Genomic DNA, 20,869 nt, shown 5'->3' with positions numbered 1-20,869 from the left:
CCGCCGAGAATACGACACCGACCCCGGGATCCCGGGACCGGCCCGGCAGAAGTCGATCGACGGCGGGGCGGGCCCGCGGGCGCCCGCGGCCCGGCCCTCCCCGGCTCCGGAATCGCGGTGCTCCGGCCGTCTTCAGGCCGCGGGCCTACCCGCTTCCGCCGCGCGTCGCGTCGAGCACGGCAGTCTGCTTCGCCAGCCCGGATGTCGAGCGGGTGCCGTGTTCGACGGACAGCCCCCGCATCGGTACCGGGTAGTCGTACCGGAACACCGCGACCGGCTCCCGCACTTTGTCGCCGCGAAGGTACGTCGGCACTTCGGTCGCCTTGGCGTCGGCGTACAGCGGCACGTACGGGCCCCCGGCGTCCGCGGCGTAGGAAACGCCGACCAGCGACTGCGCGTCCTGGCCGGGCGCGAACCGGTAGCGGACCGGCTGCACGATGCCGTCCGCCAGCGAGGCCGGGGTGCGGCACGGCAGGACGAACGCGTTGGTCCAGTCCAATGTCACCGGCTCGCCGACGGGGATGACGTTCGTCAGCGGCGTCAGGCGCGGAATCCGGGGCGCGGTGACCGCGACCCAGCCCGCCGCACTCGGATCCTCGTCCCGCGCGACGACCCGGACCCGTTGCGCCCCCGGCGCCTGCCAGCGGGGATCGAAGCGCGCGTCGAGCCACTTCCCGCTGTTGTCCTCTTTGGCCTTCATCGTCGCCAGCACGGTCCCGTCCGCCTTCGCGAACTCCACCGAAACCTGCGCTTTCCCGTGCGCGGCGCGGGAAATCACCACCGGCGGCGAATCCGGCGACCCGACGTCGGCAGGCAGGTCATACCACCCGCTGACGAGCGTGCCGGTCCGCGACGGCGACCCGTGCGAACTCCATGCCAGATGCTCCGGGTCGCTGCCGAACGGGGCCGGCGGCGCGGTGTCCGGCGGGAACCCGGTGTTCGTCGCGAACCCTTCCGCCGAGGCCGGAGAGGACGCTTTGAGCACGCCCGCGCCGATGTCCGGCTCGACGTCCAGCCAATCCTCGACCCCGCAGGAGTTCCCGGCCTTGCCGGCACTGGCGGCGAGGCCCAGCGAAGCCAGATTCGACCGGCCGACGGAGTAAGTGCCCCAGCGCACCTTCACCGCTTGCGCCTGCCCGACCACTTCGACCGCCACCGTCGCGGCCGCCACCGCGACGATCACCCAGCTCGACCTCGGCAGCCAACGCGGTGCCCGGCTCGCTCCGTCCCGGCGTTTCGCGGTCTGCCAAGCACCGGCGACCACACCGGCGAGCGCGACCGCCAGCCCAACCCAGAGGGCCAGATCCGCCAGCCGCACTCCCTTCACAGTGGGGACAGTGTCGCCCCACCGGACGTCGTAGTCGGACTGCATCCACCACCAGTTCGGCGCGGACCAGGCCAGCCACGTTGTCGCCGCGACCAGGCCCAGGGCCGCCGCCCGTGCCCACACCGAGGACAGCGCTCCGCGTGCGACGGTGTGCACCAGCATCGCGATCATCACCGTGCCGAATCCGGCCAGCGCACCGAAATGGTGCGTCCACTTCGTCGGCGTGAACGCGAGCACGACCAGGCACAGGACACTGATGACGACCATGCGGCGGGCAGGCCCGACAGCCAGTCCCGGGGCGCGGCGCCAGATCAGCAGCACAGCCAGCAGCGCCATCGCCAGCAGCATCAGCAGCACCGGCACCCGGCGGTTCAGCGCCCCCTCGACCACCGACGGGTCGAGCAGGGTGACGTACCGGTTGATTTCGCTCTGCCACGGCAGATCCGGCCCGATCTTCTGCCGGACAGCGGTCGACTCCAGCACGGCAGTCAGCGGCTGGTCGTAGAACGCGGTCAGGAGCGCGCTGGCACCGGCGCCGACCACCACCGCGACCGCACCGAGCACGCGCAGGTCGCCGCGCCTGCGCACCAAGCGGAAAAGAGGACGCACCCCGGCGATGAACGGGAGGAACGCCGCGATCCCGAGCGGGTTCGTCGTCGCGGTGGCGCCGGCGACCACCAGCCCGATCGCGACCGGCGTCACCGCACTGGTCGCCACGGCGCGCTCGACCAGCGCGAACACCGCCAGCGAGCCGAACACGATCCACGGCTCCGGCCGCAGCCCGACGTCGAACGCCACGTACCAGGCCAGGAAAAGGGCCGCGGTCGCCCAGCGGGTCCACCGCGTCGGCCGGTTCACCAGCCGCGGCAGCACCACGCGATCGATCAGGAACCAGGACGCCAGCCCCAGCAGCACCGACGGCAGCCGCATCCACACCATGGCCGGCGTGACGCGGCCGAGAAGCGCGTACAGCTCGTAATACCAGCCCCACGGCGCTTCCGGCGCGTTGAACCAGCGGAAGTAATTGCCGGTGAACCCGCTCGTCTCGCGAGCGCGCAGCATCGTCGAGATGTATCCGTCGTCCACGGTGAGCGCGCCGACGACGGACCAGACTCCGAGCACGCCGGTCACGACGAGGTCCGCCGGCCGCGGCACCCACGCCCGCCGGGGAAGCAGCCGGACCCGGCGGGCGGCGCTCCGGTCGCGCCGGATCAGCAGCACGATCATGCCGAGCAGCGCGAGCAGCGACACCACGCCGAGTGCGATCTTCGCCGCGCTTGGCGTGCTGACCCACCGGGTGTCGGGTTCGATCTGCGCGGACACCGCGCCGGGGTGCTCGGTGTACAGCCCGGTGACGTTCGGGCGGCCCGTTATCTTGGCGGTGCCGACAGTGGTGCCTTCGCCGTCGGCGTGCACCGTCAACTGGCAGTCGGCGCCAGCGGGGCGGTGAAACAGTTCTGTGCCACCGAGTTCTGCTCGGACCGTGCCGTCGACCGCCCGGATCTCCAGCCCGCCCGCGAGAGGCTCCGCGCCCTGCTTGCCTTTCGGCGGAGCGGTCGCGAACAGCAGCCCGTTCGGCTCGGCGCATCGGACCGTCGCGTCGAGTCTGGCCGGGTGGTACGGGTACAACGGCAGCGCGGTGTCCTGCGCGCCGTCCCAGCGGTATGTCGTTGTCTCAGTGTTCACCGGCGCGACGGTGAACAGCACCGCGGTCAGCGCGCAGACGAGCCCGAGCCCGATGATGAGCCAACGATGGCCGGCTTGCCCGCTCGCGGCGGCGTCGGAATCTGGGGTCGGCACGGCGCGGAGTTTAGTGTTCCGGCGTATCTCCGCCGTGAAGCGGCCCGGCCCCGCCGCGTCGTCGCATGTGAGGCCGGTCTCGGCGCTCCCGGACCCGGGAGCAACCGGGGCCTTCTGTCCACTGTGGAACAGCCACCGCGCCCCGTCGTCGCCCGTTCGAGCGACTGCCGCGCGCTTTCCGGCCCGAATACCCTCGAGGACGCCCCGGATTACCCGAAAGTCTCCCGCCGGACCGTCCACCGTGGACATCCGCGCAGCTCCAGCGGGATTTCCGGAAGTCAAACGGGTCCTGCCCGGTTTGCCCGGTTCCTCCACGGTGATCTGGAGCACACCTTAAGTCCAGCCTAGGTGTGCTGCGTCACGCGGTCCGCTACCGCTAGCGTCACGCAACCATGGAATCCACAGTGGTCGCCAAAGAGGGCGACAACTACACGAAAGCACTGGGCAACCGCCAGGTGCAGATGATCGCGATCGGCGGGGCGATCGGGGTCGGGCTCTTCCTCGGCGCGGGCGGGCGGCTCCACGAAGCGGGTCCGTCGCTGGTCCTTTCCTACGCGCTGTGCGGCATCGCGGCCTACTTCGTGATGCGGGCGCTCGGCGAACTCGTCATGCACCGGCCCAGCTCCGGCAGTTTCGTGACCTACGCCCGCGAGTTCATCGGCCCGTGGGCCGGGTTCGTCTCCGGCTGGATGTACTGGCTGAACTGGGCGATGACCGGGATCGCGGAGATCACCGCGGTCGCGATCTACGTGCACAAGTGGCTGCCGGACGTCCCGCAGTGGATCACCGCGCTCGTCGCGCTCGGCGTGCTCATGGCGGTCAACCTGCTGAGCGTGAAGCTGTTCGGGGAACTGGAGTTCTGGTTCTCCGTCGTCAAGGTCCTCGCGATCATCGTGTTCCTGGTGACCGCGCTCGGGCTCGTGTTCACCGGCGCGAACATCGGCGGCACCACCGCCGGCGTGCACAACCTGACCGACCACGGCGGGTTCTTCCCGGCGGGCGTCGGCATCGCGCTGATGACGCTGCAGGCGGTCGTGTTCGCCTACTCCGCGATCGAGGTCGTCGGCATCGCGGCCGGCGAGACCAAGGACGCGCGCAAGGTGCTGCCCAAGGCGATCAACGGCGTCGTGTGGCGGATCGGCGTCTTCTACGTCGGTTCGGTGCTGCTGCTGGCGATGCTGATGCCGTGGCCGTTCTACAACGGCGGCGAAAGCCCGTTCGTCACGGTGTTCTCGCGCCTGGGCATCGGCGGCATCGGCGACGTGATGAACGCGGTCGTCCTCACCGCCGCGCTCTCCTCGTGCAACTCGGGCCTGTACTCCACCGGCCGCATCCTCCGCGCGCTCGCCGATGAGGGCGAAGCACCGAAGTTCGTCGGCAAGATGAACTCGCGGCACGTGCCCTACGGCGGGATTCTCTTCACGTCGGTGGCCTACGTGCTCGGCGTGGTGCTGAACTACATCGTGCCCTCGGAGGCGTTCGACATCGCCACCGCGATCGCATCGCTCGGCGTCGTCGCGACCTGGGCGACGCTGGTGTTCTCGCAGATGCGGATGCGTCAGGCGGCGTTGCGCGGCGAACTGGAACGGCCGAGCTACCGCATGCCCGGCGCGCCCTACACCGGCTGGGCCACGCTCGGATTCCTCGTGCTGGTCGTGGTGCTGATGGGATTCTCCGACGGAGCCGAGAAGATCGCGTTCTACTCGATCCCGGCGATCGTCGTGGTGCTCGCCGTCGGCTGGCGGCTCGTGTCCCGCAAACGGCAGGCGCGCACCGGCGCCTGAGCGGAGCCCGCGTTCCCCCATCCCCGCGAACGCGGCACCGGCCCGGCCGTCCTTCCGATACCCACCGGAGGGACGGCCGGGTTCTTTTCGTTCACCACAACGGGAAGTCGACCCCGCGCTCGGCTTCCGGCCGCGGCCCGAAGATCCGCCGCTCGGACTCCTCGATCCGCCGGTCGTTGATCGACGCCTCGCGCCTGTTCATCAGGCCGTTCTCGGCGAACTCCCACAACTCGTTGCCGTAGCTGCGCCACCATTGCCCGTCCGCGTCCCGGCTCTCGTACTGGAACCGGACCGCGATGCGGTTCTCGCGGAAGCCCCACAGTCCCTTGCGCAGCGCGTAATCCCGCTCGCGCTCCCACTTCGCGGTCAGGAACTCGACGATCGCGGCGCGGCCGACCACGTGCGTGTCGCGGTTGCGCCACACGGAATCCGGCGTGTACGCGAGCGAGACCTTCTCCGGGTCCCGCGTGTTCCACGCGTCCTCGGCGGCCTGGACCTTCTGCAGGGCGGCAGCGAGGTCGAACGGCGGGAACGGGGGCCGCGATTCGGTCATGACAGGGGTCCTTTCACTTGATGAGCTGAGGATTGCGCGGGTACGGCGTGTGCGCGACCTGTCGGGCGACGGGACGGCCGCCAACCACGCGCTGCACCGCGAACCGGACGATCCGGCCGGTGTAGCCGTCGTCGCCCGAGCGGCCCGCTTCGCCCCATGCGGTCTCGGCGGTGCCGGAGACCTGGAGGATGCGGCCGGTGGCGAAGTCGAAGAAGAGCAGCGCGGCTTCCGGGTTCGCGGCGATGTTGCCGAGGCTGTTGAAGAGGTTGTTTCCCGGATAATCGGGCCACCGCACGGCATTTCCCTCGACGCGGACGAATCCGGGCGCGCCGCCGCGATGGGACGCGTCCGCGCCGTGGGCGGGGTTGACGGTGCCGAGGAAGAACGTGTCCGCTTCCTGGATCAGCTGGGTGTCGTCAGCACTCAGCTCGGCACGTTCTTCTGCCGGTGCCGGCTCGACGTCGTGCGTGAGGGCCCGCTGCTGGATGTACTGCGGGCAATTGCCGTACGCCTGCTCGACCTCCACGATCAGGTGGTCTTTCGCGGCGGTCGAGAGAGTGCCGTTGATCCGGACCCGGCGGCGGGTCGCGAACTCTACGCTGGTCATGCCGAGCAGCTGCCCCGCCGGAAGCCCGTGCAGCGGATCGCCTTCCGGCAGCACGCGGTGGATCGCGAGGGTCGTTGCCGATCTGGTTTCCAAGAACCCGGGCGGGCCGGTGACCGGCGACGTCCACAACCGTCCGTCCACTGCGCGTCCGGTCAGGACCAGAAACGTCCGCTCGGCCAGAAAACCCGCCATTCCCGCGGAAATCCCGGCCGGTTCAGCCATCCGGGACAGCCGCGCGGCCTGGCGTTCGACTCCTGCCTCCCGCTGGACGGCGAGCTCGCCGGAGTGGAACGCCCGCTGGATCGCGTGGCTCATCGCACCCTCCCTTTCTCACGGGTTGCTCCGTGAGGTTCCGTGAGAAGTTCTAGCAGCCGCTTCTCACGGATGCAACCCATTCCATCCGTGATACCGTCTCGGCCATGGGCATGCTGCCGGACGAGGTCGTGCCGGTCCGCCTGATGGCGACCGTCTGGGCCGACACGAGCGGGCTCCACGACGACCTCCGCACCCGCGAAGACCTCGACGCGTGGCTCGACGACGTCGGCCTCGAGCGCGGTTCGCGGCAGTCGTCCGCCGCCGAACTCGCGCTGGCACGCCGGCTGCGCGATGCCGTCCGCCGCCTCGCCGCGCAGGTGACCGCCGACGACCGGCAGGCCCCCACTGTCGACCTGGACACCGCACTCGGCGACCTGAACGACCTCGTGACCCACTTGCCAGTCCCCCAACTGACCTTCACGGCCGGGAAACTGCAGGAAAGCTCCTTGCGCGGCACTTCGCCGGTCGTCACCGGATTAGCCCGCGTGGCACGAGAATCGATCGCGCTGCTCGGCGGACCGGATGCCGCCAAGCTGCGCGCCTGTTACGCGCCGGGTTGCGTGCTCTACTTCATGAAGACGCATCCGCGCCGCGAATGGTGCTCCGTCGCCTGCGGCAACCGAGCGCGCGCCGCACGGCATTACGAAAAGATCCGATCGACGCGCTGACGGCTCAGCCCAGCAGCACCACCGCCGTTTCCGCGGCGCGCGCGAAGACGTTCTCGCCGACCTGCATGCCCGCCATCACGATCGCGCCTTCGTGCAGCAGCATGATCTGCTCGGCCACCTTGCGCGGCTCCGGAACACGCGCCGATTCGGCCACTTCGACGAGGACGCCGAGCAGCCACCGTTTGCTTTCGGTCATCACCGCGTACGCCGGGTGCGCCGGATCGCTGATCTCCGCGTGCGCGTTGATCATGCTGCAGCCTTTGCCGCCGTATTTCTTCGCCCACGCCTCGGACGCGTCGAACACCGCCACTAGCCGGTCCCGCGGCGTTGTTCCGGCCTTCTCCAGCCACTCGCCGAGGAACTCCCGCCAGCGCACGTCCCGGGCGGACAAGTACTCCACGACCAGCCGCTCCTTCGAGCCGAACCGGTCGTAGAGCGTCTTCTTCGTGACGCCCGCCTTCGCCGCGATGACGTCGACGCCGACCGCGTGGATGCCGCGTTCGTAGAACAGCTCCGACGCGGCGGTCAGCACCGCCTGCGCTTTCGGGGTCCAGTCGATGGCCATGGCCCCAGTGTATACCGATCTGTATAGTCCGGCGGCATGGGTAAACAGATCGGTATAGTCGGAGCGGCGGTCCTGTTCGTGGCGTGCTGGTCGTCCGGGTTCATCGGCGCGAAGCTCGGCGCGGCCGACGCGTCCGTGCCGACCGTGCTGATGTGGCGGTTCCTGCCGCTGGCGCTGCTGCTCGCGCCTTTCCTGCGCCCCGGTTCGATGCGCGAACTGGGCAGGCATGTCCTGATCGGCTTGCTGTCCCAGTCGGGTTATCTGCTCACCGTCTACTGGGCGATCGGCGAAGGAGTCAGCACCGGCACCACCGCACTCATCGACGGCGTGCAGCCGCTCGTCGCCGCCGCGCTCGCCGGTCCGCTTCTCGGCGTCGCGGCGACCGGACGGCAATGGATCGGGCTCGCACTGGGTCTCGTCGGCGTGGTCCTGGTCAGCTGGTCGAACGCTGCTTCGCACGCCCCGGCCTGGGCGTACCTGATCCCGTTCGCCGGGATGCTCGGGCTAGTCGCCTCCACCGTGCTCGAACGCCGAGCTCGCGTTCCCGCTCCCCCGTTGCGCGCGCTGGCCGTCCATTGCGCTACCTCGGCGGTCGTGTTCACCGTCCTCGCGCTGGCGACCGGGAACGCGGCACCGCCCGCGTCCGGACACTTCTGGTTCGCCCTCGCGTGGTTGATCGTGCTGGCGACCTTCGGCGGGTACGGGTTGTACTGGCTGCTCGTCGGACGGATCGGCATGACCGCGGTGAACAGCCTGATGTTCCTGATCGCGCCGGTCACGTCGGTGTGGGGCACGGTGCTGTTCGGCGAACCGTTCACCGTGCTGACCGGCGTGGGCCTCGGCTTGGCCCTGGTCGCCGCGGTCGTCGCGAACGGCCGGGTCAGCCGCCGTAGCGTTGCCGGACCACCTCCGGAGTCTCCAGGTTCTTCCCCGCGTCGATGTTCTGCGCGAGCCGGAGGTACTGGCCTTCCGCCCACATCAACGGCGCCGCGCTCCCGGTCGGCCGGCCCAGCCCGAAGCACGCGACGTCGGCGCGATCCCACACCTGCTCGGGAATGAAGTACCCGTCGTTGGCCGCGTCCGCCATCGACTTGAGGTACACCGCCGCCGAACGCCCGTTGGCCAGCTCGTACTCGCCGCGCTCGCCGGACAGGACCGGCCAGAGCCGCCCGAACCGCTGCGGCCCGTTCGCCGGCCAGCCAGTGCACGCCGTGGTGCTCTCGCCGTAGTTGTCGTGCGGATAGCGGTGGAAGTAGATGTCGCCGTTCGGGGTCGTGACCTGCATGGGCGCGTTGCCGTCGCGGGCCGCCGCCGTCGGGGCCAGCGACTCGGCGACCTCGGGATCGGCCGGTCCGCGAAGCCCGAGCCGGACGAGGTCGAGGAACCCGAAGTCGACCACGTCGTGCTCGTAGAAGCAGCCTTCGTCGAAACAGATCTGCCCGGTGTCGTTCGGATCGGTTCCCTTGTCGATCCGCTCGTAATACGTGTGGCCGCCCCAGTACCCGGCGGTCGTGCGCGTCCAGCTGTCGAGCTGCGCGCGCCACGAGTCCGCAGTGGACTCCCACTGCTGCGCCGCCGCGGTGTCGCCGTTCGCCCGCGCGATCGCCCCGGCCGTCACGAGCCCAGCCACCTCCGCCGCGATCGACGACGGCGACCGGCCGTACTGCTCCTCCCACCGCTCGGTCGTCGCGGGCCCGCTCGTGCGGATGTGCTCCGCCGTGACCTTGACCCGCGCGTAGGTGGCCGCGTCGGTGAGCCCGGTCATCCAGGCGAGGACGATCGCGTCGGAATCCTGGTCGAGCTGCTCGCAACAGCCGAGCTGCTGCGGCGTGGCCCCCTGGACCCCGCTCACCGGGCTGTACCGCGGAAACGCGCCGGCCGGGTACGTCGTCCCGTCGCCCTGGGTGGGCGCGGAAATCCACTGCGAGGACCACAGGAACTGCGTCATCCGCTTCGCCTGCGCCGCGTCGCCCGCCGCGAGCAGCCCAGTCGCCTGCTGGTACAGGTCCCGGCCCCACACGCGGTGGTACCCGTCGTTGAGCACGTCGCCGTTCACGACGTCGCCCCACGGCGTGGCCAGCCCCGCGACGCTCGCGCCGCGATGCGCCTTGTCCTCCGCCGCGTGCAACGCCATCAGCGCGACGTAATACGCCCTGCGCTGCCTCTCGTCGCCCGCCACACTGGCCGGTGCCGCCTTCAGGCTGCCGACATACTCCTCCCACCCGCGCCGATACGCCTGTTCCAGATTGCCGAATCCACTCGCCAGCGACCCGTCCGCGGCCGCCGCCGCGCCCTGGGCGTCGCTCCCGTAGCCGAGCGCGACGGAGAACGTCGTGTCCTGCCCGACCGGGATCTGTCCACATTGGACTACATTGCCGTGATCAGTGGAATCGAAGTGATTCGCAAGAGTTCGATGTGCCCGCAAGTCTACCAGGCAATCACTGGCGGCGCCGGAATATCCGTTGTCGTGCGCGATGAATCCGGTCGATGCCCGCAACGCCGACGCCACCGTCGTCGTAGCCCCGAACAACTCCTCTGTCCCGCTAGCCGTCAGCCCAGTGCCGTCCCACGCCGCCGTGTCATTCGCCGCACCGCCCGCCATCGAGGGATTCGCGAGCAGGTAAACCTGATACTGACCACCGTCAAGCGACTGAAACCGCGTGCGGGTAAGAAGAGTCGGCCGCCCAGCGTCGGTGACGTACGTCGTGGTGATGCGATAACGCCCGCTCTTCGCGGTGTTCGTGACTGTGTATTCGAGCGCCTTCTCGTCCGGCATCGAAACGACATGCTCCGTCGCGTCGCGTTCGAGGTCCACAAAGGACTTCCCGTCGGTGACGACGTACTGCATGTCCTGCATGTTGGCCACGTCCGCACGCGGATAGAACACCTCCGACGTGACCCCTCCCGCGACCGTGAACCACAACGGACTGGCCGTCCCCGCCGCCGTCCCGAGGGCCGTTTTGTCCCCAGTTGTCCACGATGACGGCCCACCACAGCAATCCCCCGGCGGCTGCGCACTGTTTTGCCCCGCCGCACCGGACTTCGCCCCGGCTCCCGCAGGCGCGATCCCCTGCCCCACCACCGAAATCCCCACGACCGCGACCACCGCCGCCGCCCGTCCCCACTTCCCACCGACCATGCCGCTCATGCTGCCCCGGTGCCCCGCCCTCGAACAACAGCCGAACGGTGGGAACCCTCCCGCTCTCTCTCCCCGCCGCCGAGAGTCCCACCCGATGGAGTGACCGGGAAGCCGCGAAAACTGTCGTACCCGGATGGTCTCCTAGTTCCCGAAGCGGCGCCCAGGTCCGGGTCCGCACCGACCTGAGGAGCCGTCACCATGACCGGAGCCACCCTTCGCCCAGCCCGTTTCCGCAGCTTCGCCCCGCAGTGCTGCCTTACCTCGTCAAGACCAAGGCAGACGCGCGCGAGACACGCATTTATTCAGCACTGAACGGTTGTTCCCGGCAAACGATGGACGGGAACCGATCCTCAGACCCGTCGCCATGGACTTGGCGACCCGAAACCAAGGAGTGTGATCATGGCTGGAGAAACCGTCATCACAGTGGTCGGAAACCTGACCTCAGACCCGGAACTGCGTTTCACCCCGTCCGGAGCAGCAGTCGCGAATTTCACGGTCGCGTCGACCCCGCGCACCCTCGACCGACAATCCGGCGAATGGAAGGACGGCGAGGCCCTGTTCCTCAGGTGCAGCATATGGCGGCAAGCAGCGGAAAATGTCGCGGAAAGCCTAGTCCGAGGAGCAAGGGTCGTAGTCACCGGACGTTTGGTTCAGCGATCCTTCGAGACAAAGGAAGGCGAGAAACGCACCGTAGTCGAACTGCAGGTCGACGAGATCGGCCCTTCGCTGCGGTACGCAACCGCCAGAGTCACCAAGGTCAGCCGGAACAACAACGAGACGGGCGGACCAGGCGGGGATTCCTGGGGCGCTGCCCCAGCGTCCGCTGGGGTCGGAGTGACTGAGGAGCCGCCCTTCTGACCTCCCGTGTGTCGCTGGCCAGCAAGATGGGCGACGCGGCAGCCCGCAATCTCGGCGACCGCTCTCCCTTAACCGGAGCCTGGCCGGAATGCCCAAGAGCCAAGCATTCCGGCCAGCCCGGCCCGCGCATGCCGTCGCCTCACCGACGGTGCCGTCAGTGCTGCCCTCCTGAGGCGAACCGAAGGATGCTCCGCTGCACACCGACCGTTGACGCCGGAACCCCCACGCACACCGCGGGCGGCAGCCACGCCGCCCGAGGGGCACCCCGATGGGCACTGACCGACGTTCGACAGCTGGACGCCCGCCCGCTATTCGGCAACCGTGCGCCCGCCACCGGCAGCCGACGGGCACCCAACCGCCGTTCGGTGGCTGGATGCCCGTCAGCGGTAGCCGAAGGGTGCCCAGCTGTTATTCGGCGGCCCGGCGCGAGCTACTGGCAGCCCAAGGGCCCCAGCCGCTACTCGGCAACCAGATGCCAGCTACCGGCAGCCGGACTCCAGCCACCCGCCGCAGCATGCTGACCGCTCGCACGCGCCGCAACGCAGCAGTGGTCTGGTCCTTTCCTGAACCGGTCCATACCATTTGCCCAGAAGCCGACTATCGGCCCTGACCGGCCGGAAATCCCGCTGGTAGCTTCCCGGCCATGCCCGCACTTCACCGGACCAAGGCCGGAACCACAGTCCTCGCCGCGATTTCCGTACTGCTGCTGGCCCCGCTCTCCGCACCAGCCGCCAACGCCGCACAGGCCAAACCGGGCACACCAGCCGCGCACGCAGCGCACCGCGGCGGCCACGTGCACGACGAATGCAACACCCCCTCGATCAACCGCCTGCAGAAATGGCTGGCCAGCGGCGAAGGCACGACCGTCCCGCCCACCGGAAGCCTTCTCGTCCCCGAAGGCGACGGCTACGCGGCGAAAATCGTCTTCCAGAACAACGAATGGCACGTCGCCGTCGTCTGGCTGGGCAACCAGTTCGACGCGCAAGCCGACCTCAGCCATTCCACCGGATTCTGGCTGACCTACAGCGCCGACGACGACTTCTACGTCCAGCTGCGCCCCGCCTCCCACTGGAGCGGCGGCGACAAATGGCTCACCCGCATCCCCGCGACCGGCGGCCAGCTGGTCCGCAAATTCTTCCCGTTCGACCCCGATTCCTGGACCTGGCTCCCCGAACTCGGCCAGCCGCAGTACTCGTTCGCCTCCGCGCTGACCGAAGCCCGCGGCCTGGTCTTCGTCGGGAAAACGCCGAACTCGCTCGACTTCCGCGAACTCCTCCTCGACGGCTACCAGCCACCGTGCCTCTGAGCCCTCAGTTCTGCACCGCCGGCCGGACGGTGATGTCGCCGATCTCCACATCGTCCGGCTGCTCGACCGCGAACGCGATCGCCCGCGCCACCGCGGCCGGATCCAGCGCGAATTCCTCGACCCGCCGCCGGATCTGCTCGCGCTCCCCCGGATCGTCGATCGAATCCGCCAGCTCCGTCCGGACGAACCCGGGCGACACCGACGTCGTCCGGAGCACGCCGTCCGTCGATTCCTGCCGCAGCGCCTCCAGAATCGTCCGCACCGCGTTCTTCGTCCCGGCGTAAACCGCCTGCCCGGGCACGATCTTCAACCCGGACGTCGACACCGTCGTCACCAGATGGCCCCGCCCCTGCCGCCGGAACACCGGCATCGCCGCCGCGATCCCGTTCAGCACTCCGCGCACGTTGACGTCGATCATCGCCGACCATCCGTCGACGTCCGCGTCCGCGACCGGCCCCAGCTTGGCGATTCCGGCATTCCCGACCAGCACGTCCAGCCGGCCGAACTCCTCGACCGCCCGCTGCACCAGCCGGTCCAGGTCCGCGCGCTGGGTCACGTCGGTCACGCACGCGACCGCGCGACCGCCTTCGTGGCGGATTTCCTTCGCCAGCGCGTCCAGCCGATCCTCGCGTCGCGCCCCCAGGACCACCGCCGCACCCCGTTCGGCGAGCAGCCGGGCGGTCGCCTCGCCGATTCCGCTGCTCGCCCCGGTGATCGCGACGACTTTCCCTGCCACACCTGACATTTCCTACCCCTGACACCGATACGGACACGTGTCCGGATAGCTTACCGGACACGTGTCCGTATAACGCAAGGGCAGGTGCCGCATCAACATCGGCTGGAGTGCAGTCAAGGAAGCGTGAGCGGCGGCAAGATCCGGGCCCGCACCAGGTCATGCTCTCGATCCGAGACGACCAACCGGAGAAAGGCCAACCGAGGTGAGCGATCTAGTCCCCGCGCTGCTGCTGATCGGCGTATTCGTCGCGCTGGCCATGACCTTGCGCGCCATCCAGCAACGCCTGACCCGCGATCAGCAGCAGTGCTCGCCCCGCCAGGCCTCGAGCCCCTCGCGGACCGCGACCGCCGCGATCACCAATGCCACGACCGGATCCGCCCAGTACCAGCCGAACAGCGCGTTCACGAGCAGCCCGACCAACAGCACGCCAGAGAGGTAAGTGCAGAGAAGCGTCTGCTTCGAGTCGGCGACCGCACTCGCCGAGCCGAGTTCCCGCCCGGCCCGGCGTTGCGCGCCGGAAAGCACCGGCATCACGACCAAGGACACCGCCGCGAGCACGATCCCGACCGTCGAATGCGAAGCCTCCTCGCCGAACAGCGACCGCACCGAATCGACCGCGACATAGGCCGCCAGCAGGAAGAACGACACCGCGATCACCCGTAGCGCAGCCCGCTCCCGACGTTCCGGATCCGCGCTGGCGAACTGCCACGCCACCGCCACCGCGGACAACACCTCGGCCACCGAATCGAGCCCGAACGCGATGAGCGCTGACGACGACGCGACCGTCCCGGCCGACACCGCGACGATCGCCTCGACCACGTTGTACGTGATGGTCCCGGCGACCAGCCACCGCACTCGCCGCCGCAAGACCGCCCGCCGCGCGGCATCCACCACCGGAGGGCCAGCCAGCGACACGGTCTCGCCGCCCGCTGAATCCGCGCAACAGTCGCGACTGGGCTCGGTCATCGCGCCGCCTGCGGCTCGTCGGCACACGCCGCCGTCGGCGCGACGGCCAAAACCACCTTCGTCAGCTCCGCCAACGCGTGCGCGAGATGCGGATCCGCGATCGCGTACCTGACCTGCCGGCCCTCGTACGTCGCGAGCACCAGCCCGCACCCGCGCAGGCACGCGAGATGGTTCGAGACGTTCGACCTGCTCAGCTCCAGTTCCGCGGCCAGCTGCGCCGGGTACGCCACCCCGTCCAGCAGCGCCACGAGAATCCGGCAGCGGGTCGGATCCGCCAGCGCGCGGCCGAGCCGGGCGAGCGCCAGTTCGCGAGTCTCAGAGGTCAGCACAGGCGCAACAGTACAGCACTCGCTGAATCAAATACACTGACGCGGTGGACAACCTCCTCGGCGACTTCCTCCGCGCCCGGCGAGAGCGGATCTCCCCGGCCGACGTCGGACTGCCGGACAACGGACGACGCCGCGTGCGAGGCCTGCGCCGCGAGGAACTCGCGCTCCTGGCGGGAATCAGCAGCGACTACTACATCCGGCTTGAACAGGGCCGCGACCAGAACCCGTCAGCGCAGGTGATCGACGCGCTGGCCCGGGCACTCAGCCTCGACGAAGCCTCCCGCCAGCACTTGCATCAGCTCGCGAGCTCGAACCAGCCCGGCCAGCCCGAACCGCAGGTGCCCGCGAGCATCGCCGAACTGATCTCCACCTGGGCGACGAACCCCGCGTACGTCCAGGACCGGCTCACCAACGTGCTCGCCGCGAACCCCGTCGCCGCAGCGGTTTCGCCGAACTACGCGGTCGGCCGGAACCTGCTCCGCGCGGTCTTCCTCGACCCGGCCGAACGAGAACTCCGCCACGACTGGGAGCAGATTGCCGCAGACGGCGTCGCGGGCCTGCGCGCCGCGCTCGGCCCCAGCATCGCCGACCCCGCGGCAGCCGAACTCATCGCCGACCTCGCCGCCAGCAGCGACGAGTTCCAGGACCTCTGGGCCCGGCACGACGTCAAACCGCGCACCGGCCACCTCGTCCGTTTCCGCCACCCAGCGGTCGGAAATCTGGATCTGCACAGCGACAAACTCGACATCCCCGGACCGGTCAGCCTGCAACTGGTGGTCTTCCACGCGACGCCGGGAACCCGCGACGCCGAGGCGCTCGTGTCGCTAGCCGAACTGATTCCCGCGCCGTAGCACCGAAAACCGGGCCGGAGCAAGCACGCTCCGGCCCGGTTCCCGGTCAGTCGGCCGCTTCGAACTCGCGCACCGCGTCCAGTGCGGCGCCCATCGCGGCGTTGCCCTCGCGTTCGATCATGATCTCGACCAGCACCGGCCGCCGGGTGCGCTCGGCTTCCTTGCGCGCCCATTCGAGCGACGACCGGATCTCGCCCGGGTCCTCGACGCGGGTGCCCGAGCAGCCGTAGGCCTCCATGATCTTCACGTTGTCCGTGCCGTGGTCGTCGTAGTGGATGTCGACCTGGTAGTTCATCTCGTACGGCAGCTCGGACTGGCGGATCAGGCCCAGGTACTCGTTGTTGAGCATGACGAGCACGAACCCGACGTCGTACTGCGCGGCGACCGCCAGCTCCTCCACCAGGAACTGGAACGAGTAGTCGCCGACCACGCCGACGACCTCCGCGTCCGGCCGGGCCTTCTTGACGCCGATCGCCGCCGGGATCTCCCAGCCGAGCGGACCGGCCTGGCCGCACACCTGGTAGTGCCGCGGCAGGTGCGCGCGCTGGAACTGCCCGGACCAGATCTGGTACAGCCCGATCGCCGTCACGAAGTACGTCTCGGGGCCGTAGAACTCGTTGAGCTCCTTGAACACCCGCGGCGCCTTGATCGGCGTGCAGTCGAAGTCCTCCTTGCGCGGCATCTCCGCCTTGAGGTCGCCGAGCCGCTTGACCCACGCGCGGTCCCGCGCCGGGGCGGTGCGCGCGTCGAGCGCCGCCAGCAGCGCTTCCAGGAACTCCCGCGTGTGCGAGACGACGCCGAGGTCCGGCCCGAACACCTTGCCCAGCTGCGTGGGCTCGATGTCGACATGGATGAACTTCCGGTCGCCGCGGTACACCGACAGCTCGCCGGTGTGCCGGTCGCCGAACCGCGCGCCCAGCGCCAGGACCAGGTCGGACTCCAGGAACGCGGCATTGGCCCAGCGCTGCGACGTCTGGATGCCCGCCATGCCGGCGAACAGCTCGTGGTCCTCCGGGAAACTGCCCTTGCCCATCAGTGTGACGCCGACCGGGACGCCGAGCCGCTCCGCCAGCTGCCGCAACGGTTCGCTCGCCTCGCCGAGCACGACGCCGCCGCCGGCCAGGATCAGCGGGCGTTCGGCGGCGAGCAGCATGTCCAGCGCCCGCTCGACCCGCGCCGGAGCCGGTTTGACCGTGCTGACCGGCAACGCCGAGTCGATCGACGAATCCCACTCGATCATCTGCTTCTGCACATCGATCGGGAGGTCGATGAGGACCGGGCCGGGCCGTCCGGACCGCGCGATCCGGAACGCCTCGCGGAAGATCCACGGCAGCTGCGCGGCTTCCTTCACCTGGACCGCCCACTTCGTGACCGGCCGCGCGATCTCGACGATGTCGACCGCCTGGAACGCTTCCTGGTGCAGTTTCGTCGTCGCGGCCTGCCCGGTGATGCACAGGATCGGGACGGAATCCGCGTGCGCGGTGTAGAGGCCGGTGATCATGTTGGTGCCGGCCGGACCGGACGTGCCGATCGCGACGCCGACGTTGCCGGTGGTGCGCGCCCAGCCGTCGGCCATGTGCGTCGCGCCCTCTTCGTGGCGGACCACCAGATGGTCGATGCCGCGGCCTTGCATCGCGTCGTACAGCGGCAGGATCGCCGCTCCTGGGCAGCCGAAGGCGACGTCGATCCCTTCGTCGACCAGCACGTCGACGACTGCTTGCATAGCGGGGACCCGGGCCATGGTCAAACCTCCTCGGACGAGCGGCCGGACAGTTCTTCGACGACCTTCAGCAGCGCGGAGTGGTCCAGCGAGCCGTAGCCCATCGCCCGCCCGGCCGCGACCAGCTGCGCGACCAGGCCGGTGAGCGGGAGCGCCACGTCGGACTGCCGGGCCGCGGCCAGCGCGATGCCCATGTCCTTGTGGTGCAGGTCGATCCGGAAGCCCGGCTCGAACTGCCGCGCGACCATCGACTTCCGTTTCAGTTCCAGGATCCGGCTGCCGGCGAGACCGCCCGCGAGGACGTCGAGCCCGGTGCCCGCGTCCACTCCGGACGCTTCCAGCAGCACGATCGCCTCGGCGACCAGCCCGTAGATCCCGCCGACCACCAGCTGGTTGGCCGCCTTCACGACCTGGCCCGCACCGTGCGGGCCGACGTGCACCACGGTCTTGCCGAGCGTGTCGAAAACCGGCTTCGCCGCGGCGTAATCGGCCTCGTCGCCACCGACCATAATGGACAGAGTGGCCTGCTCGGCCCCGGCCTGACCGCCGGACACCGGCGCGTCCAGCACCCGGATTCCCTTGGCCGCACCGGCTTTCGCGACCTCGATCGACGTCTCCGGCCGGATGGTGCTCATGTCGGCCAGCAGCGTGCCGGGCGCGATCGTGTCGAGCACGCCGCCCGGGGCGAGCACGACCTGCTCGACCTGCGGGTGGTTCGGCAGCATGGTGATCACGACCTCGGCCCCGGACACCGCGTCGGCGACGTCCTTCGCCGCGCGCCCGCCCGCCGCTTCCAGCTTCGCCAGCGCGTCGGCGTTGAGGTCGAACCCGCTCACCTCGTGTCCGGCGGCGGCCAGGTGCGCGGCCATCGGCGTGCCCATCACGCCCAGTCCGATGAACCCGATCCTGCTCATCAGTTTCCCCTTCGCTCGTACGGCAGCCAGGCCAGCGAGTCCACAGTGGAACCGTCCGGTTTGTACTCGATGCCCACCGGTCCGGCGTAGCCCGCCGCCTGCAGCTTTTCCAGATGTCCTTCGAGATCCAGCTCCCCCGTGCCCGGCTGGTGCCGGCCCGGCGCGTCGGCGATCTGCACGTGCCCGGTGCGCGGGGTGTAGCGGGCGATCACGGTGTCGAGGTCGTCGCCGTTGACCGCCAGGTGGTAGAGGTCCGCGAGCAGCCGGACGTTGTCCAGGCCGAGCTCGTCGAGCACCGCGACCGCGTCGGCCGCGGTCTTCAGCGGGTACGCCGGGGTGCCGGAGAGCGGTTCGAGCACCAGCTGTGCGCCGATGCCCTCGGCCGCCTTCGCCGCGGTCGCGAGGTGCGTGCGGGCCAGATCGTCCTGTTCGGACGGTGCGGTCCCGTCGATCCGGTTGCCGTACAGCGCGTTGAAGCTGCGGCAGCCGAGCCGTTCGGCGAGCCCGAGCGCGACCGTCAGGCTCGTCGCGAACTCCGCCTCGCGGCCGACCCACGACACGAGCCCGCGCTCGCCCGCGGCCATGTCGCCCGCGTAGAAGTTCAGCCCGGTCAGCTGGACGCCCGCCTGCTCGATCGACCGCGCGAACCGGTCGACGTCGGCTCCCGACGGGTCGGCGCTGTCGAACGGCCACCAGTACTCCACCTTGGTGAAGCCCGCTGCCCGAGCGGCCTGCGCGCGCTCGAGCAGCGGGAGTTCGGTGAACAGGATCGACAGGTTGGCGGTGTAGGGCAGCGAGTGCCGCTCCCCGGCGGGACCGGTCATGAGTACCTCGGCTCCTCACATCTCGATCAGCTAATTTCGCTTCGTGGAAGTTTTCTTCCGTAGTTCGAGAATAGCTGGACGCGGAGGCTCCGGTCAACGGGAAGCGGGCAGGTTTCCTCGAGACGACGGGCGCGCCACGGCGTCGCTCGACCCGGGCGCAGCACCCTTGCCGGACTCTTCGAAGAGCGGCTCTAGCCGCAATAGTCCACAGTGGTCACTCTTTATTCCACAGTGGACTGTCGCGTGCTTTCCTTTTCAGCCGACCGGAATCGCCGTACGATTGAGCAATCCGATCGCGGCGTGCACATGCCGCAACGCGGGCGCCTCGACGCCAGTGAGATCCGCGAGCTCGACGACCGCACCGATGATCGCGTCGATCTCCAGCGGTTTGCCCGCTTCCAGATCCTGCAGCATGGACGTCTTGTGGTGCCCGACGCGCCACGCGCCGTCGATCCGTTTCTCGACCGAGACCTGCGGATCCGCACCCGCCGCCCGCGCGATCGCCAGGGTTTCGGTCATCATCGCCGCGACGAGCGCGCGGGTTTCGTCGTGCTCGCACATCTGCGCCATGGTCGCCCGGGTGAGCGCGGACAGCGGGTTGAACGCGACGTTGCCCATCAGCTTGACCCAGATGTCGTCGCGCAGCCTCGGCTCGACCGGGGCTTTGAGCCCGCCCGCGACCATCGCGTCGGCGAGCTTCCGGCAGCGGACGGAACTCTCCCCGGACGGTTCCCCGAGGGAAAACCGCGTGCCCTCGAGATGCCGGATGACGCCCGGTTCCTCGATGACGGTCGAGCAGTAGACGACACACCCGATCGCCCGCTCGACGTCCAGCACCCGACTGGTAGCCCCGCCCGGATCGACGGCTTCCACGCGGCGGCCGGCCAGCGGATGACCGGCCAGCCCGTGGAAATACCACCACGGAATGCCGTTCTGCGCCGCGACGAGCGCGGTGTTCTCCCGCAGCAACGGGGTGAGGAGGGCACCGCAGTCCGGATACGAATGTGCTTTGAGGCCAAGGAAAACGTAGTCGACCGGCCCGACCTCGCGCGGGTCCGACGTGACATGCGGATGCGCCGTGAAGTCCCCGCGGGGACTCCGGACGCGCACCCCGTCCGCCGCCATCGCCGCGAGATGCGCACCGCGCGCGATGAGGTGGACTTCGGTGCCGCCGCGATGCAGCGCCGCGCCGACGTACGCGCCGATCGCTCCTGCGCCCAGAACCGCCACCCGCATGGTCGCCTCCCGGTCGGTATCCCGCCGATGATAGATTGCATACAGTATCCCGTCTGGTGACTACGGGCCAGGTTTTGGTGATCGGAAGCGCCGATGACGAACGACGGGGTCGGCGCGCCGGGGGTCGGTGCGCCGGGCATGTGCTCCCGCTCCTGCGGAGGACGGTGAGAGGTCCTTTGGGGGAATCTGATTCGTCTCGCGGAGAACCGAAGCGCTCCCCTTACGGAACTCCGCGAGGCCGACCGCGCCCATCGGCGGGGCGAACCTTGCGTCCCCGCTGCGGAGAAGCCCGGTTGGGGCTCGTGAGTGGCGATTCCGGTTAGAACCGGCATCGCCACTCACGAGCGCGAGATGCCGGGCCACCTTCGGGT

At 69.5% G+C, this 20,869-nt stretch carries 17 protein-coding genes and 1 pseudogene; 6 read left to right on the top strand and 12 right to left on the bottom strand.

Features of this window, described 5'->3' with window-relative positions; genetic code table 11:
- Positions 1 to 145: 145 nt before the first annotated feature.
- Positions 146 to 3,127, bottom strand: a complete 2,982-nt coding sequence (locus WA670_RS13980; RefSeq protein WP_336157928.1) for an arabinosyltransferase domain-containing protein — start codon at positions 3,125 to 3,127, stop codon at positions 146 to 148.
- A 392-nt stretch (positions 3,128 to 3,519) separates the two neighbouring features.
- On the opposite strand from WA670_RS13980, the gene WA670_RS13975 reads away from it, so the two are divergent.
- Positions 3,520 to 4,911 (top strand): amino acid permease, encoded by a 1,392-nt coding sequence (locus WA670_RS13975; RefSeq protein ID WP_037805885.1) that lies wholly within the window; start codon positions 3,520 to 3,522, stop codon positions 4,909 to 4,911.
- 91 nt (positions 4,912 to 5,002) lie between these two features.
- Here the strand turns inward: WA670_RS13975 and WA670_RS13970 are convergent, their stop codons facing one another.
- On the bottom strand, positions 5,003 to 5,464 hold the full coding sequence (locus tag WA670_RS13970; protein WP_134732326.1) for a nuclear transport factor 2 family protein: 462 nt from the start codon (positions 5,462 to 5,464) through the stop codon (positions 5,003 to 5,005).
- Positions 5,465 to 5,477: 13 nt separating this feature from the next.
- On the bottom strand, positions 5,478 to 6,386 hold the full coding sequence (locus tag WA670_RS13965) for a pyridoxamine 5'-phosphate oxidase family protein (RefSeq protein ID WP_134727545.1): 909 nt from the start codon (positions 6,384 to 6,386) through the stop codon (positions 5,478 to 5,480).
- Between the two features lie 104 nt (positions 6,387 to 6,490).
- Between WA670_RS13965 and WA670_RS13960 the strand changes: the two genes are divergently transcribed.
- The gene (locus tag WA670_RS13960) at positions 6,491 to 7,054 is read left to right on the top strand and encodes a CGNR zinc finger domain-containing protein (RefSeq protein ID WP_275293155.1); all 564 of its coding nucleotides are present in this window, start codon (positions 6,491 to 6,493) and stop codon (positions 7,052 to 7,054) included.
- Between the two features lie 4 nt (positions 7,055 to 7,058).
- Here the strand turns inward: WA670_RS13960 and WA670_RS13955 are convergent, their stop codons facing one another.
- Entirely contained in the window at positions 7,059 to 7,619 is a 561-nt protein-coding gene (locus tag WA670_RS13955; RefSeq protein WP_336157927.1) for a TetR/AcrR family transcriptional regulator, read from the bottom strand.
- A 36-nt stretch (positions 7,620 to 7,655) separates the two neighbouring features.
- On the opposite strand from WA670_RS13955, the pseudogene WA670_RS13950 reads away from it, so the two are divergent.
- Positions 7,656 to 8,477 (top strand): annotated as a pseudogene (locus tag WA670_RS13950) (DMT family transporter); the annotation flags it as partial.
- A gap of 22 nt (positions 8,478 to 8,499) precedes the next feature.
- Here WA670_RS13950 and WA670_RS13945 read toward each other — a convergent pair.
- Positions 8,500 to 10,767 carry a glycoside hydrolase family 15 protein gene (locus WA670_RS13945; protein WP_442893095.1) on the bottom strand — a complete coding sequence of 756 codons (2,268 nt, stop codon included), beginning with the start codon at positions 10,765 to 10,767 and terminating at the stop codon, positions 8,500 to 8,502.
- A 390-nt stretch (positions 10,768 to 11,157) separates the two neighbouring features.
- On the opposite strand from WA670_RS13945, the gene WA670_RS13940 reads away from it, so the two are divergent.
- Positions 11,158 to 11,616 (top strand): single-stranded DNA-binding protein, encoded by a 459-nt coding sequence (locus WA670_RS13940; protein WP_336157925.1) that lies wholly within the window; start codon positions 11,158 to 11,160, stop codon positions 11,614 to 11,616.
- Positions 11,617 to 12,259: 643 nt separating this feature from the next.
- Positions 12,260 to 12,922 (top strand): hypothetical protein, encoded by a 663-nt coding sequence (locus WA670_RS13935; protein WP_336157924.1) that lies wholly within the window; start codon positions 12,260 to 12,262, stop codon positions 12,920 to 12,922.
- A 4-nt stretch (positions 12,923 to 12,926) separates the two neighbouring features.
- Here the strand turns inward: WA670_RS13935 and WA670_RS13930 are convergent, their stop codons facing one another.
- The 3 genes from WA670_RS13930 to cmtR form a co-directional block, all read right to left on the bottom strand.
- Positions 12,927 to 13,667: an SDR family oxidoreductase gene (locus WA670_RS13930; protein WP_336157922.1), complete on the bottom strand. Its 741-nt coding sequence runs from the start codon at positions 13,665 to 13,667 to the stop codon at positions 12,927 to 12,929.
- A 285-nt stretch (positions 13,668 to 13,952) separates the two neighbouring features.
- The gene (locus WA670_RS13925; RefSeq protein ID WP_336157921.1) at positions 13,953 to 14,624 is read right to left on the bottom strand and encodes a cation transporter; all 672 of its coding nucleotides are present in this window, start codon (positions 14,622 to 14,624) and stop codon (positions 13,953 to 13,955) included.
- Positions 14,621 to 14,953: a Cd(II)/Pb(II)-sensing metalloregulatory transcriptional regulator CmtR gene (cmtR, locus tag WA670_RS13920; RefSeq protein ID WP_238605991.1), complete on the bottom strand. Its 333-nt coding sequence runs from the start codon at positions 14,951 to 14,953 to the stop codon at positions 14,621 to 14,623. Before cmtR ends, WA670_RS13925 begins: the two co-directional genes overlap by 4 nt.
- A gap of 44 nt (positions 14,954 to 14,997) precedes the next feature.
- Here cmtR and WA670_RS13915 point away from each other — a divergent pair, with 44 nt between their 5' ends.
- A complete protein-coding gene (locus tag WA670_RS13915; protein WP_336157920.1) occupies positions 14,998 to 15,804 on the top strand; it encodes a helix-turn-helix transcriptional regulator in 807 nt (268 codons plus the stop codon).
- Positions 15,805 to 15,850: 46 nt separating this feature from the next.
- Here WA670_RS13915 and gcl read toward each other — a convergent pair whose 3' ends face one another.
- From gcl to WA670_RS13895, 4 genes are all read right to left on the bottom strand, one after another.
- Positions 15,851 to 17,545 (bottom strand): glyoxylate carboligase, encoded by a 1,695-nt coding sequence (gene gcl / locus WA670_RS13910; RefSeq protein ID WP_078870140.1) that lies wholly within the window; start codon positions 17,543 to 17,545, stop codon positions 15,851 to 15,853.
- Between the two features lie 2 nt (positions 17,546 to 17,547).
- The gene (locus tag WA670_RS13905) at positions 17,548 to 18,438 is read right to left on the bottom strand and encodes a 2-hydroxy-3-oxopropionate reductase (protein WP_134661544.1); all 891 of its coding nucleotides are present in this window, start codon (positions 18,436 to 18,438) and stop codon (positions 17,548 to 17,550) included.
- Positions 18,438 to 19,262, bottom strand: a complete 825-nt coding sequence (locus WA670_RS13900) for a hydroxypyruvate isomerase family protein (protein WP_037805872.1) — start codon at positions 19,260 to 19,262, stop codon at positions 18,438 to 18,440. Before WA670_RS13900 ends, WA670_RS13905 begins: the two co-directional genes overlap by 1 nt.
- A 255-nt stretch (positions 19,263 to 19,517) precedes the next feature.
- Positions 19,518 to 20,498, bottom strand: coding sequence for a 2-dehydropantoate 2-reductase (locus WA670_RS13895; protein WP_336157919.1), 981 nt, complete (start codon positions 20,496 to 20,498; stop codon positions 19,518 to 19,520).
- Positions 20,499 to 20,869: the final 371 nt, after the last annotated feature.

This window comes from Amycolatopsis sp. VC5-11 (genome assembly GCF_037034185.1).
In the GTDB taxonomy this organism is placed as follows: Bacteria; Actinomycetota; Actinomycetes; order Mycobacteriales; family Pseudonocardiaceae; genus Amycolatopsis; species Amycolatopsis nivea.
The sequence above is the reverse complement of the archived record's forward strand: the minus strand, read 5'-3'. Positions and strand labels throughout refer to the sequence as shown.

Coding starts and splice junctions, on each gene's coding strand:
- WA670_RS13975 (WP_037805885.1), top strand. CDS start 3,520: ATGGAATCCACAGTGGTCGCCAAAGAGGGCGACAACTACACGAAAGCA.
- WA670_RS13970 (WP_134732326.1), bottom strand. CDS start 5,464: ATGACCGAATCGCGGCCCCCGTTCCCGCCGTTCGACCTCGCTGCCGCC.
- WA670_RS13965 (WP_134727545.1), bottom strand. CDS start 6,386: ATGAGCCACGCGATCCAGCGGGCGTTCCACTCCGGCGAGCTCGCCGTC.
- WA670_RS13960 (WP_275293155.1), top strand. CDS start 6,491: ATGGGCATGCTGCCGGACGAGGTCGTGCCGGTCCGCCTGATGGCGACC.
- WA670_RS13955 (WP_336157927.1), bottom strand. CDS start 7,619: ATGGCCATCGACTGGACCCCGAAAGCGCAGGCGGTGCTGACCGCCGCG.
- WA670_RS13945 (WP_442893095.1), bottom strand. CDS start 10,767: ATGAGCGGCATGGTCGGTGGGAAGTGGGGACGGGCGGCGGCGGTGGTC.
- WA670_RS13940 (WP_336157925.1), top strand. CDS start 11,158: ATGGCTGGAGAAACCGTCATCACAGTGGTCGGAAACCTGACCTCAGAC.
- WA670_RS13935 (WP_336157924.1), top strand. CDS start 12,260: ATGCCCGCACTTCACCGGACCAAGGCCGGAACCACAGTCCTCGCCGCG.
- WA670_RS13930 (WP_336157922.1), bottom strand. CDS start 13,667: ATGTCAGGTGTGGCAGGGAAAGTCGTCGCGATCACCGGGGCGAGCAGC.
- WA670_RS13925 (WP_336157921.1), bottom strand. CDS start 14,624: ATGACCGAGCCCAGTCGCGACTGTTGCGCGGATTCAGCGGGCGGCGAG.
- gcl (WP_078870140.1), bottom strand. CDS start 17,545: ATGGCCCGGGTCCCCGCTATGCAAGCAGTCGTCGACGTGCTGGTCGAC.
- WA670_RS13905 (WP_134661544.1), bottom strand. CDS start 18,438: ATGAGCAGGATCGGGTTCATCGGACTGGGCGTGATGGGCACGCCGATG.
- WA670_RS13900 (WP_037805872.1), bottom strand. CDS start 19,262: ATGACCGGTCCCGCCGGGGAGCGGCACTCGCTGCCCTACACCGCCAAC.
- WA670_RS13895 (WP_336157919.1), bottom strand. CDS start 20,498: ATGCGGGTGGCGGTTCTGGGCGCAGGAGCGATCGGCGCGTACGTCGGC.